At 54.2% G+C, this 13298-nt stretch carries 10 protein-coding genes and 1 other annotated feature; all 10 genes read left to right on the top strand.

Annotation, left to right across the window (positions count from 1 at the left end; translation table 11 throughout):
• The 10 genes from H569_RS19890 (at position 1) to H569_RS0109540 (ending at position 13264) form a co-directional block, all read left to right on the top strand.
• Positions 1–660, top strand: coding sequence for a DivIVA domain-containing protein (locus H569_RS19890; RefSeq protein ID WP_081410956.1), 660 nt, complete (start codon positions 1–3; stop codon positions 658–660).
• A gap of 3 nt (positions 661–663) precedes the next feature.
• Positions 664–951, top strand: a complete 288-nt coding sequence (locus tag H569_RS0109585; RefSeq protein WP_027364830.1) for a DUF167 domain-containing protein — start codon at positions 664–666, stop codon at positions 949–951.
• A 148-nt stretch (positions 952–1099) separates the two neighbouring features.
• Positions 1100–1325: a binding site (T-box leader), on the top strand.
• Positions 1326–1414: 89 nt separating this feature from the next.
• Positions 1415–4201: an isoleucine--tRNA ligase gene (gene ileS / locus H569_RS0109575; protein ID WP_027364829.1), complete on the top strand. Its 2787-nt coding sequence runs from the start codon at positions 1415–1417 to the stop codon at positions 4199–4201.
• A gap of 306 nt (positions 4202–4507) precedes the next feature.
• Positions 4508–5029 carry a hypothetical protein gene (locus H569_RS0109570; RefSeq protein ID WP_027364828.1) on the top strand — a complete coding sequence of 174 codons (522 nt, stop codon included), beginning with the start codon at positions 4508–4510 and terminating at the stop codon, positions 5027–5029.
• 37 nt (positions 5030–5066) lie between these two features.
• On the top strand, positions 5067–5588 hold the full coding sequence (locus tag H569_RS0109565; RefSeq protein ID WP_027364827.1) for a DUF3231 family protein: 522 nt from the start codon (positions 5067–5069) through the stop codon (positions 5586–5588).
• A 280-nt stretch (positions 5589–5868) separates the two neighbouring features.
• Complete coding sequence (locus tag H569_RS0109560; protein ID WP_027364826.1) at positions 5869–8448, top strand: hypothetical protein; 2580 nt, start codon at positions 5869–5871, stop codon at positions 8446–8448.
• Positions 8445–9371, top strand: a complete 927-nt coding sequence (locus H569_RS0109555) for an ABC transporter ATP-binding protein (protein WP_027364825.1) — start codon at positions 8445–8447, stop codon at positions 9369–9371. Before H569_RS0109560 ends, H569_RS0109555 begins: the two co-directional genes overlap by 4 nt.
• The gene (locus tag H569_RS0109550) at positions 9368–10435 is read left to right on the top strand and encodes an ABC transporter permease (RefSeq protein WP_027364824.1); all 1068 of its coding nucleotides are present in this window, start codon (positions 9368–9370) and stop codon (positions 10433–10435) included. Before H569_RS0109555 ends, H569_RS0109550 begins: the two co-directional genes overlap by 4 nt.
• Before the next feature lie 5 nt (positions 10436–10440).
• Positions 10441–12195, top strand: a complete 1755-nt coding sequence (locus H569_RS0109545) for a hypothetical protein (protein ID WP_027364823.1) — start codon at positions 10441–10443, stop codon at positions 12193–12195.
• Between the two features lie 16 nt (positions 12196–12211).
• Complete coding sequence (locus tag H569_RS0109540; RefSeq protein ID WP_081410955.1) at positions 12212–13264, top strand: AAA family ATPase; 1053 nt, start codon at positions 12212–12214, stop codon at positions 13262–13264.
• The last annotated feature ends 34 nt before the right edge of the window (positions 13265–13298 follow it).

The following is a 13298-nucleotide window of genomic DNA, read 5'->3' as shown; positions in this document are numbered from 1 at the left end:
GTGCTTACTCCCCTGGATATTCAAAAGAAGGAATTTAAACGAGCTTTTCGCGGTTACAGCGAAGACGAAGTGGATCAGTTTCTGGACCAGTTGGTACGTGACTATGAGTTATTGTATGTTGAAAACCAGTCACTTAAGGAGAAACTCGAAGCCAGCGAGGCGGCCAAAGCGCGGTATCTGGAGATGGAAAAGATAATTAAGGACGCTGTGATTATGGCTCAGAAAAATGCAGACGACCTGATGCGCAACGCCCGCCAGCAGGCGGACATGATCACGGAGGACGCGCGCCTCAACGCGGAGAAAATCATTGGCGAGGCTGAATCCAAGGCTGGACAAACCCTGCAGGAAGCGCGAGAACGGGCACGCTACAGGATCAGGGAGGCGGAGGAACGCGTCAGGGTTTTAATGGATGAATACCGTTTTTTGGAAAAGCAGGCCAGCGTATTTAGAATAAAATTCCGCTCTTTTCTGGAAGCCCAGTTGGAACTGCTGGCGGGCCAGGAAGATGAGGCCGGGGAACTTCTGGCAAAAGCAGGTTTGGGATTGTTCGAGGCAGCCGCGTCAATCGAAGACCGGGAGGAAAAAAGGGATACCGGTGTTGACTCTGGTGATCAGGAAATTGCAGAGGATAGCCATGATCAAGAGGGTTGGGTTGGTTAACGCATGTTGGATATTAAAGACGACGGCCAGGGAGTGAGTATCAGGGTTAAGGTACAACCCAGGGCTTCAAAAAACCAGGTGGCTGGTTTTTTGGATGGTGCGGTTAAACTGCGACTGACCGCCCCGCCGGTTGACGGGGCGGCCAACAAAGCCTGCTGCGAGTTTTTAGCGGGGCTTTTGGGAGTTGCTAAAAACAGGGTGGAAATAACCCATGGGCAGACGGGCAGAAACAAAACAGTCAGAATTGAAGGAATATCAGCGGATGCTGTGTTGAAAAAGCTCGGCAGTTGACTGAAATCCAATTATTATATATAATATTATAGCTGCTATTCAGGTATTCAGAATTCAGTAGTCAGAATTCAAAATACTTATAGATGGTAAACCGCTTTCTTAATCTGACTCCTGACTCCTGAGTAGTTTCAAAATTTATAATCTTATTGAAAAGCCAGTGAACGGGAAGAGTAGGCGTTGCAGGCTGTCCAGAGAACCCGGGTAAGGTGTGAGCCGGGTACAGCAAAACGCTCCAAAATCACCCGGGAGGCGGCGTCTGAAATCCTGCGGGAAATTAAGTTTGCCCGGTTAACCGCCGTTAAAGGTTTCAAGTGGGGACCGGCTTGAATGCCGGTTGCTATTAGGGTGGTACCGCGGAAAGATCCGTCCCTTACGGGGCGGTTTTTTTATAGTTCGAAATGGACCTGGCGTGGACTTTTCGAACATTCTCTTGAAAAGCAAAGATAGAGGTGTCGTTTACAAAATGGATTATGGAAAAACACTAAACCTACCCAAAACCGACTTCCCCATGCGGGGTAATCTACCCCAGCGTGAGCCGGAAATTATGCAATTCTGGGATGAAATTGATATTTACCACAAGGTGCAGCAAAAGAACAGCGGCAGGCCCAAGTTTATCCTGCACGACGGCCCGCCTTACGCCAACGGGCATATCCACCTGGGCCACACTTTAAACAAGGTGCTTAAAGACATAGTGGTTAAATTTCACTCCATGACCGGCTACGATGCTCCATACGTGCCAGGGTGGGATACGCACGGGCTGCCGATTGAGCAGCAGGCTATCAAGAACATGGGTATCAACCGCCATGCCATTGATATTGTGGAGTTTAGAAATAAATGTAAAGATTACGCGCTACAGTTCGTTGATATTCAACGGGAGGAATTTAAGCGCCTGGGTGTGCGCGGTGACTGGGGGCACCCTTACTTTACCCTGATGCCGCACTTTGAGGCCAGGCAGATCGGCGTTTTCGGCGAGATGGCCAAGCGGGGCTATATCTATAAAGGCCTTAAACCGGTCTACTGGTGTGCCACCTGTGAAACCGCCCTGGCCGAAGCGGAAGTTGAGTATGCCGATAAGAAATCGCCCTCAATTTTTGTTAAGTTCCCCGTGCGGGACGGCAAGGGTGTGATACCGGAACAAAACACCTATGCAGTCATCTGGACCACCACGCCCTGGACGCTGGTGGCCAACGTGGCCGTTACCCTGCACCCTGATTTTGATTATATTTTAATGCAGTGCGGCAATGAAAAATACCTTATTGCGCGGGAATTGAAAGATTCGTTCCTGCGGGAAACCGGCCTGGAGGAAGGCAGTATTTTACAAAGTTTCAAGGGAGTCGACCTTGAGCGGATAGTGTGCGGCCACCCCTTTATCGACCGGGATTCACTGGTCATCCTGGGCGACCATGTCACCCTGGACGCCGGGACCGGTTGTGTGCACACCGCTCCCGGACACGGCCACGAGGACTACCTGGTGGGGTTGAAATACGACCTGCCCATCCTGTCTCCCGTTGACGGCAGGGGGCGGTTTACCTCTGAAGGTGGCCGGTTTGCCGGTCAGTTATACCACGAAGCCAATGGAAACATTCTGGAAACCCTGCGGGAAACAGGAACATTGATTAAGTCGGACAAAATCAGCCACCAGTATCCCCATTGCTGGCGCTGTAAGCAGCCGGTCTTTTTCCGGGCCACCGAGCAGTGGTTTGCATCCATTGAGGGGTTCCGCCAGGCGGCCCTGGGCGCCATTGACGATGTGCGCTGGATACCCGCCTGGGGCAGAGACAGAATTCATAACATGGTGGCCAACCGGGGCGACTGGTGTGTGTCGCGCCAGAGGACCTGGGGCGTTCCCATCCCTATTTTTTACTGCCGGGCTTGCGGCAAGGAAATTATCAATGACCTGACCATCAGCCACCTGCAAAAGCTGTTCAGGGAGCATGGCTCGGATGTCTGGTTTGCCCGCGAGGCTGCCGACCTGGTGCCTGGTGGCCTGGCCTGTCCGGAATGCGGCGCCAGGGAATTTACCAAGGAAACCGATATCATGGACGTCTGGTTCGACAGCGGTTCAAGTCACCTGGCTGTTCTGGACGAACCGGAAATCTGGCCGGACCTGACCTGGCCTGCCGACCTGTACCTAGAAGGCAGCGACCAGCACCGCGGCTGGTTCAACTCTTCATTAAACACGGCAGTGGCTGTAACCGGCCGGGCCCCGTACCGGGCTGTGCTCACGCACGGGTTCGTGGTTGATGAAAACGGCCGCAAAATGAGTAAATCACTGGGCAACGTAGTCGACCCGCTGAAAGTAATTAAACAAATGGGTGCGGATATTCTGCGTTTGTGGGTATCCTCAGCGGATTACCGGGGAGACCTGGCGGTTTCCCAGAACATTTTAAAACAGCTGACCGAATCGTACCGCAAAATCAGAAACACCTGCAGGTTTATGCTGGGTAATATCTACGACTTTGATCCCGCCAAAGATTCCGTGCCCAGTGAAAAAATGCCGGAAATCGACCGGTGGGCAATGCTGAGGCTGCACCGGCTGATTGAAAAGGTGCTGGCCGCTTACCGAAACTATGAGTTTCACACGGTCTATCATGCCATTCACAATTTCTGCACTGTGGATATGAGCGCCCAGTACCTGGATATAATCAAGGACCGGCTGTATTGTGAAAAGGCAGATTCTGCCGTTAGGCGTTCGGCCCAGACGGTTATGTATGAATCCCTGCAAGCACTGGTACGCCTTTTGGCGCCGGTGTTGACCTTCACCACTGAAGAAATATGGCGTTACCTGCCCAAAGGAGAAGGTGCTCCGGAAAGTGTTCAGCTTAATGATATGCCGGAACCTGACGACCGGTACATTGATGCTGCCCTTGAAGAAAAATGGGGGCGCTTTATGAAAATCCGCGGCGTGGTTAACCGGGCTTTGGAAAAAGCGCGCCAGGAAAAAGTAATCGGCAACTCACTGGAGGCCCGGGTTCACCTTTACGTAGATGAGAATTTATCCGAATTTCTAAATACGTTTGGTGAAGAACTTTCTGTGCTTTTCATTGTTTCCGGTGTTACGATGCACCAGCTGGCGGAGAAAACCGTAGATACCCTGGCTGTGGAAGATGTGCCGGGGCTGGCGGTGGGAGTATCCCGGGCTGCCGGGACCAAGTGCGCCCGCTGCTGGATGTACCATGAAGAAGTAGGCCGGAATGAACAGCATCCTGAAATATGCCCCCGCTGCGCTTCAGTAGTAGAAGCGCTATAAGAACTGGCAATAGCATTGAAGCACTGCTCCTCAACAAATGAGAGGCAGTGCTGTTTTTTTGGCAGTTTCGTCTGAATGTCACAAAGGACATTTGCTATGTATCCCCTACTGGCAGCTGATGGGTCTCATCAAATAGCCGGCCTTGCGCTTCAGAATCCGCTGCAGAAGATGAGGGGTTTCAACCCGTCAAAAAGCCTGAATTTGTAAAAGTTGAACAAGATTTAAGTTGGATTGATATTACATGGCATATTTTTTTATAAATGCGCCCACAATAATAAAAACTAAGCAAGCAAGAAGGTAATAATTTTGGTAGATATAATGGATAAGATCCAAAACATTAAAGAAATAGGCAAGTCAACCAGAGAAAAACAACAATTTATTAGTGTCAGTGAAATTTTCAATATTTGGGATATCATGGTGGCAAAATTAGACCAGTTGGAGAGTATCCAAATCATTGAAAATTTCATTGATGATGTTGATTTAAGGTATATTTCAGGTAAAATCGTAGCCGCCCTTCAAACTGGTATCAACCATATGGAGCAAATAATGGACAATTATGGCGTGCCATTCCCGGCCAGGCCGCCCGCCGGTGTCAATACACCAATCAAGATGGAGTACATCAACGATAGGGACATTTACCAGAGTTTATATGAAAGCATCCAATCCTTCTTTCCCATCCTTGCCGCCGGCTATATGCAAAGCACCACACCAAAAATAATTAAGGCAATTAAGAATCACATGTTGTTGACAATGGAATTGCACGAGTTGCTGGTTGAATATGGCAAATTTAAGGGTTATCTCAACCTGCCGCCCAATTATAATACCTAGCTTTGGGGTAAAAAAAACCGGCCCGGGAGGTGTTAAGTTGAAGCTGTTAAAATATATGAAAAAAATAACCGAACGAACCTTGTCCACCGGGGACAGACAAAAAGATATATGTGTCAGCGATGTTTTTCACCTTTGGAACCATCTGGTGCAGAGATATAATGTACTTCATTTAACGAATTTTTTGGAGGCTTTTGCCAGTGACGCGGATTTAAAGCTGATTCTCGCTTTGGGTAAAAAAACCCTTGGCGAGCATGTGTCCAAATTGGAAAAAGAAATGCTGGCATATGGGATACCGCTGCCGTACAGACACCCGAAACAAACCCGGGCAATAAATAATATAGGGGCTATTACCGACAGGTATATTTACCGGCGCGTTTTAAGGGGAATTCAAAGTTTTTTGCCAACCCATATTATGGCATATATTCATAGCACGTCTCCTGACATCCGGGAATTATTTTTAGCATTTTTGATTCAAGAACTGGAATTATATGATAAATTTATCGAATACGGAAAATTCAAGTCATACCTAATAATACCGCCAACTTACAAAAGTAGTTAAAAGAGCAATATAAACATTTTTGTTTGCAAAGACCATCATGGCAAGAGCAAGTGGAAGCACTAAAATGCAGCTCTGGAAGAGCTGCATTTTTTAATTCTGCCTTACCCATAAAAATGGTAATTTGGCATCGAAAATTATATTGTTGGCGGCTAACCAATGTTAAGCCCGGGGATTTTTAAGAGTTGTTTTCACTTTTTAGGAAAAATTTTATCATTACTGGAACTAAAAGGTGGTGATTAACGTCACCTGTTGTAGAATATAAGTGCGGGGGTGTTTGTGTTTGAATGAGACCGGTTGCAGGAATTCGTGTTTTAAAACCATGACTTGCGGGTGGACGCATGTAGTAACGGCCATCCTTTTGTTGTTTATGTTCTTTATTATGCCTGGTTCGGCCTGGGCAAAACCTGATGACAGCCCGGTTCAAATCAAGGTGGAACTTGGCTGGCAGGGTAAGGTGGTGCCGGGCAGGTACGCGCCCGCCGTGGTTAAAATGAAGAATACCGGAAAAAGAGATCTTGCCGGCACGATCGAAGCAATCAATTACCAGGTGTATATGCTTCCGCCGCAGCCCGGAGCAGCACCAGGGACCAAGCAGCTTTCAAAATTTTTCCCGTCGTCTGCTTATGGAGCAATGGTATCGCTGCCGGCCGGGGCGGAAAAGACAGTAACGTTGTGGTTTCCGGCTGACGGGTCGGGCGGCCGTACTGATTTTGTTTTTAAAAGCGGCAGCAAGGAAGTGGCCAGGGTTAGTGAAAAAAGTAAAGCGGCGGTAATCAATGGCCCTATGCCCGGAGCGGTGGGCGTACTGGGACAGGTTCCGGCCGCCATGGAACGGGTGCGGCTGACTATGCCGGACGGCGTGCCCAGGTCACCCATGGTATTGGAATTAACTGCTGAACTGTTTCCCCGCCGGGGTGGTGAGTTGAATGCTTTCACTCAAATCCTGGTCACCGCCGAAGGTGCTCTATCCCTGAGTGATGAACAGCGCAGCGCCCTGGCGGAATGGGTGAAAAGCGGCGGCCAGCTGGTTTTAAGCGGGGGGCTGGAGATCAACGAGGCCCTGTCAGCCCTGCCGGATCAGACCATTAATATTAATGTTCAACAAATTGAGCCGCAGTCCGGCTGGCAAGCCGCAGCGCAGTGGCTGAACAGTGCCGGTTCGGGTGCTGTTGCCGCCCCCGCGGCCGTTCTATCCGGTGACGGTACACCCTGGGGGCCCAAGGAAAAGCCGCTGGGTAGGCAGTACATCCTGGGGGACGGCGGAATCACCGTACTATGTTTTGATCCCAATCAAGCACCCTGGCAGGCCGGGGCGATGGGTAATGCGTTTTGGCAAAAGTTTTTAACTCCAGTCGACCAGGAAAAATATTACAACCCTTATGGCAATGATTTTAAGCTGGGCAACCTGGTGGGCAACACCACCAATATGCCCGTGCAGGCCTTTCCCGGCTGGCGGCCCGTGGGCCTGTATTTATTAGCCTTTCTGCTGTTGGCCGGTCCCGGCGTGTTTTTGGTGCTGAGGCGGATGCGCCGCCCGGAATACACCTGGGTGGCGGTGCCGGTGCTGGCAGTGCTCTTTGCCGGAGCGGTATACGGGTACATGCTGCAGTCCGGCGGCAAAGTTTTGGTCAACGTGGTGCAGGTTCTGGACAACCGGGACGGCAAAAGCCCTTCCGGCTATACCGCGGTTGGCTATTTTGCCCCCACCGTGCCGGTTTTTGAATCAGTGATGAAAGACCCCGACCGGTCGGTTATGGTACAGCCCATGGGCGGGCGTCCATTGGAGATGATGAGCGAGGATGACGACCCGCCCTACAGCGTTATCAGGGGGTCCGACCTGAGAGTGCGTTTTAGCGACGCTTCGCAGTGGAATATGCGGGCAATTTCCTTTAGGGACGATGATGCCGCCGGTATAGCCAGGGGCCTTGGCGCCACCGTGGAGGTCAAAGGCAATCAATTAGTTGGCAAAATCAAAAATGATACCGGTCTGAAACTGGATCACGCTACATTTTTCTATGGCTCTGATTACCGGGTGGTTGGTGATTTGCAACCGGGTGGCGAAGCCTCGGTGGAAATGAAAGTCTCAGCCCCGCAATATAACCCCCAGGGAAACCCGGGACCGGGTTATCCCTCTTCCTGGCAAGTTTTCATGTATCCGGGCGGGCCGCCGCCGTCGCCAAAACCGGGGATGCCACCGCCCGTCCAAAATAGACAGTTGACCGTCGAGGAGCAGCGCAGGGCCAATTTAATCGATAACTGGATGAACGGCATTATCCGGCAAGGCCCCATGGCAACGGGCTGGCCCCTGACCGTGCTGGCCTGGAGCGACAGCCCGGCCGGGAACCCGGGTCTGAAGGGGATCTCCGGCACACCATTTTACCTGACCATGTTCGTGCTTAAGCCGGAAATAAAAATGCCGGCCGGGATCTTTAATATTCCGGCGGGACTGGTGGTGCCCGAGGTTATTGACTCCCAGGTGCGGGGGATGTTCGGCAACAATAATTTAATGGGACTGGATGGCGGTTCAATCAGCTTTATGTTCAGTCCCCGGTTCGGGCCTAAAACCAGTGTCAAAAAAATTACCGTGCATATGGATTATTTCCCGGTGCAGGGTAACGCAAAGGGAATGGGGCCGCCGTCCCCGAAACCGGCGGCGATTCCGGACGGCGTGCTGGAAATCTATCACCCGGGGCACGGCGCCTGGCAGACTCTTTCCGGCCCGGGAACGTTTACTTTAACAGGTGATTACGCTTTACCCGACGGTGAAGTAAGGCTGCGTGTTACCGGCGGCGACCCCAACAAGGGCACGGGCTTTTACATGCTGACGCCTACGGTGGCTTACGGGGGTGATCAGGGATGATAATAACCAGGGGTTTGATCAAAAAGTACGGCCGGGTCATGGCGCTGCAGGGTTTGGATCTGGAAGTCCCTGAAGGATCGGTGTACGGTTTTATCGGCCAGAACGGGGCGGGTAAGACCACCACTTTGCGCATTCTGGCCGGATTATTGATACCCGAGGAAGGCCGCGCCGAAGTGGCGGGCAGGGATGTGCTGCGCGACCCCCGGGGGATCAGGGAAGTGGTGGGCTACATGCCTGACTTCTTTGGTGTTTACGATGACCTGAGGGTGGGTGAATACCTGCTGTTTTACGCTGCCGCGTACGGTATCAGGGGGGAGGTGGCCCGGAAACTGCGGGATGACTTGCTGGAGCTGGTTGAGCTTGGACACAAGCGGGACGCCTTTGTGGACACGTTGTCCCGTGGTATGCAGCAGCGCCTGTGCCTGGCCCGCTCCCTGATCCATGACCCGCAGGTACTGCTGCTGGACGAGCCGGCCAGCGGGCTTGACCCCCTGGCCCGGGTTGAAATGCGGGAGATACTGAGAGAATTATGCCGTATGGGTAAGACCATAATTATCAGCAGCCATATTCTTTCCGAACTGGCCGACCTGTGCACCCACGTGGGGATGATCAGGGAAGGGCGGTTGCTGCGGCAGGGGCCGCTAAGCGATATGCTGGCCGGGGACCGGGTGAGGAAATTTATCTTGCGCTGCAACGGGCCGGTGGAAGCTGCCGTTGCCATCATCGAAGGATGGCCGGGTGCGGGAATCCTCAGTAAGGCGGTAAACCAGGTTGAATTCCGGCTGTCCGGCGATCCGGGCGACATAGCCGCCTTATTGAGAGAAATCGTGGGCTCGGAGGCTCAGGTGGTGCATTTTGCACAGACCGAGCAGAGTCTTGAAGATACCTTTATCCAACTGGCCCGGGAGGTGAACGGAGCATGAGTATATTAAAGAATTTGGGAGCCGGTACGCGTAATGGCCTGGTTCCCATGTTAAGCAAGGAAATGCGTTCCCGCACCAGGGGATGGCGCTCGCCGGTGCTGCTCACCGTTTATTTAGGTTTAATGAGCGGCGGCACTGTTGCTTTCTTGTGGCTCAACCTTGATAAGAACAATTATATTTATCCCAATGTGGGACTGTCCTTTTACGGCATCCTTATTTTCGGGTTGGTGCTGTTATTATCCTTTATCGCTCCTGCAGTGGCGGCCGGCGCCATCAGCGGCGAGCGTGAAAGGCGGACCTATGATTTATTGCTGGTGACCAGGGCTTCGCTTACAGGTATCGTGCTGGGCAAGTGGCTTGCCTCGGTGGCTTATCTGCTGTTTCTGGTGCTGGCCGCCCTGCCCGTGATGGCTGTGGTGTTCCTGTTCGGGGGAATTCCACCGGCCGACATGTTCATGGGTGTCCTGGTATGCATGCTCACCGGCCTTGGCTATGGTGCGCTGGGATTATGCCTTTCCGCGGTGATCAAACGAAGCCAGGCTGCCACTATCGTTTCTCTGGTGCTGGTATTTCTGCTTATTTTTGGAACACTGGTGGTGGCCGGTATAACGGCGGGTGGAAGTAATTACGCCGAGCCCCAATATTCAGGGGAACCGAATTTTGAGCTTCCGGGCATACCCTGGTATGTTTTCATGAGCCCGCTATCCGCGCTGGCCGACGCCATGCCGGGAGCGGGCGATATCAGCCCCGGCAGGGGCATCCCCCTGATCAGTTCGGTCATGAATGAGCTGATGCAGCAGTTTCAGCCCCGGCTGATGCGTGAATATGCTATGAAAATGGGTTATAGCTATAGTTCAGCGTATCCGGTAAGTGCCGCCGGAGGGGAGAAAAACAAACCGAAAGGATTGGCGGCTTGGCCATACTGGGCCCGGTTTGCCTTGAACCAGGTGATATTGACCCTGTTGTCACTGGTAATTGCCATTGCGGCCATAACCCCGCGCAAGCCCTGGCACGCATGGCGCGCCCGCAGAAGGACGGCCGGGGCTCGTGCCGGCGGGAGTTGATGTGCATGTTATTCAAATTTCCCCAACCCGATCTTAAAAAACCCCGGCGGAGAGGTTGGCCCGACCCTGAACTGGCCCGGGCGCTGGCCCCGCTGGGCAAAAAGGTAATGCTGCGCTATTGGCTGGAAAGCGCCAGGCTGGCGCTGTTATGGGGCTCTGCTGCGGCAGTGGCACTGCTGGCCTTATCCCGGCTCTGGCTTTTTTCCGCCTTTATTGCGGCGGGTATTGGTGCAGCCGTGGCCCTGCTGGCTGGGGGGCTGCGGGTTTACCTGCGCCCTGATGCCCTTACCCTGGTGAGCGTTGCGGACCTGGCCGGGTTAAACGGCTCGGCCGTTACAGCTTACAGATTGCTCGAACAACGGTCCGGTGACGACTGGGCCCGGGCAGCTAAAAACGAAGTCATGACAGATTGCCGGGACAAGAGCCCGGCCTTGGCGGAGGGCTATCCGGTTATTCCCCGGCCAAAGTCGTGGGGTGGTGTGTGGTTGCTGGCCGCCATGCTGCTGGCTTATACTTTTTTGCCCAACCCGCTGGCCGCATACCGGACGTCTGTGCGCCAGGAGCGGGAGGCCCTTAAACTGGCGGCGGAGCAAGCCCGCAGTGCGGTGGAGCTGGTCAAAGACGTTAAAATCAAAGGCAATAACATTCTGCCTGATGACGTTAGAAAACAGATGGCAAGCCTCCCCCGGGACATCAAAAACTCAGGCGACAGGCAGGAGGCTGCAAATAAACTGGAAACAGCCCGCTGGCAGCTGGACCAGGCCAGGGCTGTTTTAGGCATGACAGCTAAAAAGGATTTGGAACGCCTGGCGGCCGGCTGGGGGAAGATGAACGGTAAAGAATGGCAGGGGCTGGCCGGAGCGCTGCGGAAAGGCGATTCCGCTGATATTGACCGGGCGGTGCAGGTTCTGGAGAAAGCTATGCTAAAAGCGGATGATGAAAAAAGAAAACAAATAGCCTCCGCCCTATATAGCGGGGCCGGAGCAGTGAGCGACCCGGCCTTGCGGCAAGCGCTTAAAGATGCGGCCGGTGCAGCGCTCGACGCAGGCCGGCGGTCCGGAGGCAAGTCCGCGAATACTGCCGGGCAGGGAGACGCCGGCCTGGCCGCGGCGGCCGGCGCGCTGTCCGGTGCCCTGGCCAATGCGGCCCAAACGGCCGGCGCGGAGGCGGCACTGGGAAGCGCCTCGGCGTCATTGGCGGCCCTGGCCGGCGGCCTGGCCGGAGGTGGAGAGTCAGGCAATATGGGCTTGGCCTCCGCAGGCAGTGCTGAATTGGGCGGGTCCGGCGGCGCCGCGGCTGATTCCGGCTTCAGTTCCGATCCTGGCCCACCGGGCAGCGGTAATGACGCCGGCAACGGTTCCGGCGGGGATGGGGACGGCAGCGGCCGGGGCAGCCAAAATGGCGGCGCGACCGGCAATTCCAACGGCAATGGCAGCGGCGTGGGAAATGGCGGGCAGGGCAGCGGCGGGTCCGGCGCGGGCAGGACGGGCAGCGGGCTTAATATGGTCTATACTCCGTTTTTGCCCGGCGAAGGCGAAAAGAGCCGTGTTGCCGGACAGGTTCGACAAGGTCAGGCCGGTAATGAGGTCAGCCTGGAAAGCTCGCCCACCGCTTTGGGAGCGCTGCGCCCTTATCAAGAGGTTTACGGGCGGTACATGGCCGAAGCCCATGAATCCCTTAGCCGGGCGCCGCTGCCGCCGGAAATGGAGAACCTGGTCTGGAGCTATTTCAGTTCCCTTGGCGAGGAAAATGGGGAATAAAAACGGGGGAAGAAAAATGGTTCAAGAGCTAATTGAGCTTAATGAGGATTACAAGGCTCACGAGGAAACTACAACCCATGATAAATTAACCGGCGGCGGTGACGCTGCGGTGCGCGAAGTGCTGGAAAAGGCCGGGAGGCGGCTGCAGGAAATGGAGGACGCCATCGGTGCTGTTATCATAGGGCAAAAGGATGTCGTCCACCAGGTACTCATAGCCATGCTGGCAGGAGGCCATGTGTTGCTGGAAGGGGTACCGGGCCTGGGCAAAACGGCACTGGTCCGTACTATTGGCGGAGTAACGGGGCTGGGCTTCCGGCGCATCCAGTTTACCCCCGACCTGATGCCGGCAGATATAACAGGAACCCAGATTTATGACGCCAAGTCAACCGGACAGCCCTTTAAATTCATACCGGGGCCTGTATTTTCAAATATCCTGCTGGCGGATGAAATCAACCGGGCGACACCCAAAACCCAAAGCGCCCTGCTGGAAGCGATGCAGGAAAAAACCGTCACTGTGGGCGGCGCCGGCCACCCGCTGCCGGAACCTTTTTTTGTGCTGGCCACCCAAAACCCGCTGGAAATGGAAGGCACCTACCCATTGCCCGAAGCCCAGCTGGACCGTTTTATCTTTAAAATCAACGTTTCATTTCCCACGGCGGAAGAACTGGCGGCCATTGGAAACCTTACCACCGGCGCGGATAGCCCCGTGATCAAAAAAGTGCTCGAGCCGGGTGAAATGCTGCAGTGGCAGCAGCTGGTGCGCAAGGTGGTGGTGGTTAAAGATATTATGGATTACGCCGTGCAACTGGTGCTGTCCACCCGGCCGGACAGCCCGACCGCCTCTGAGCAGGTGCGCCGCTACGTACGCTACGGCTCCGGCCCCCGGGGCCTGCAAGCGCTGCTGCTGGGGGCCAGGGCGGAAGCCTTCCGGGCCGGGCGTGCCAGCGTGGGTTACGAAGACATACGCAAAGTAGCTGCGGCCTCACTGCGCCACCGGCTGCTGCTCAACTTCGAGGCCGCCGCAGACGGCATCACCCCCGACACCCTCATCCAATCCATGGGGGTATAAACAACCATGTCGCAACGCGTCAACAGCAGAGGAT

It is taken from the genome of Desulfotruncus alcoholivorax DSM 16058, from assembly GCF_000430885.1.
GTDB classification, from domain to species: domain Bacteria; phylum Bacillota; class Desulfotomaculia; order Desulfotomaculales; family Desulfallaceae; genus Desulfotruncus; species Desulfotruncus alcoholivorax.
Note: the sequence above shows the minus strand (reverse complement) of the source record. Positions and strands in the feature narration are given on the sequence as shown.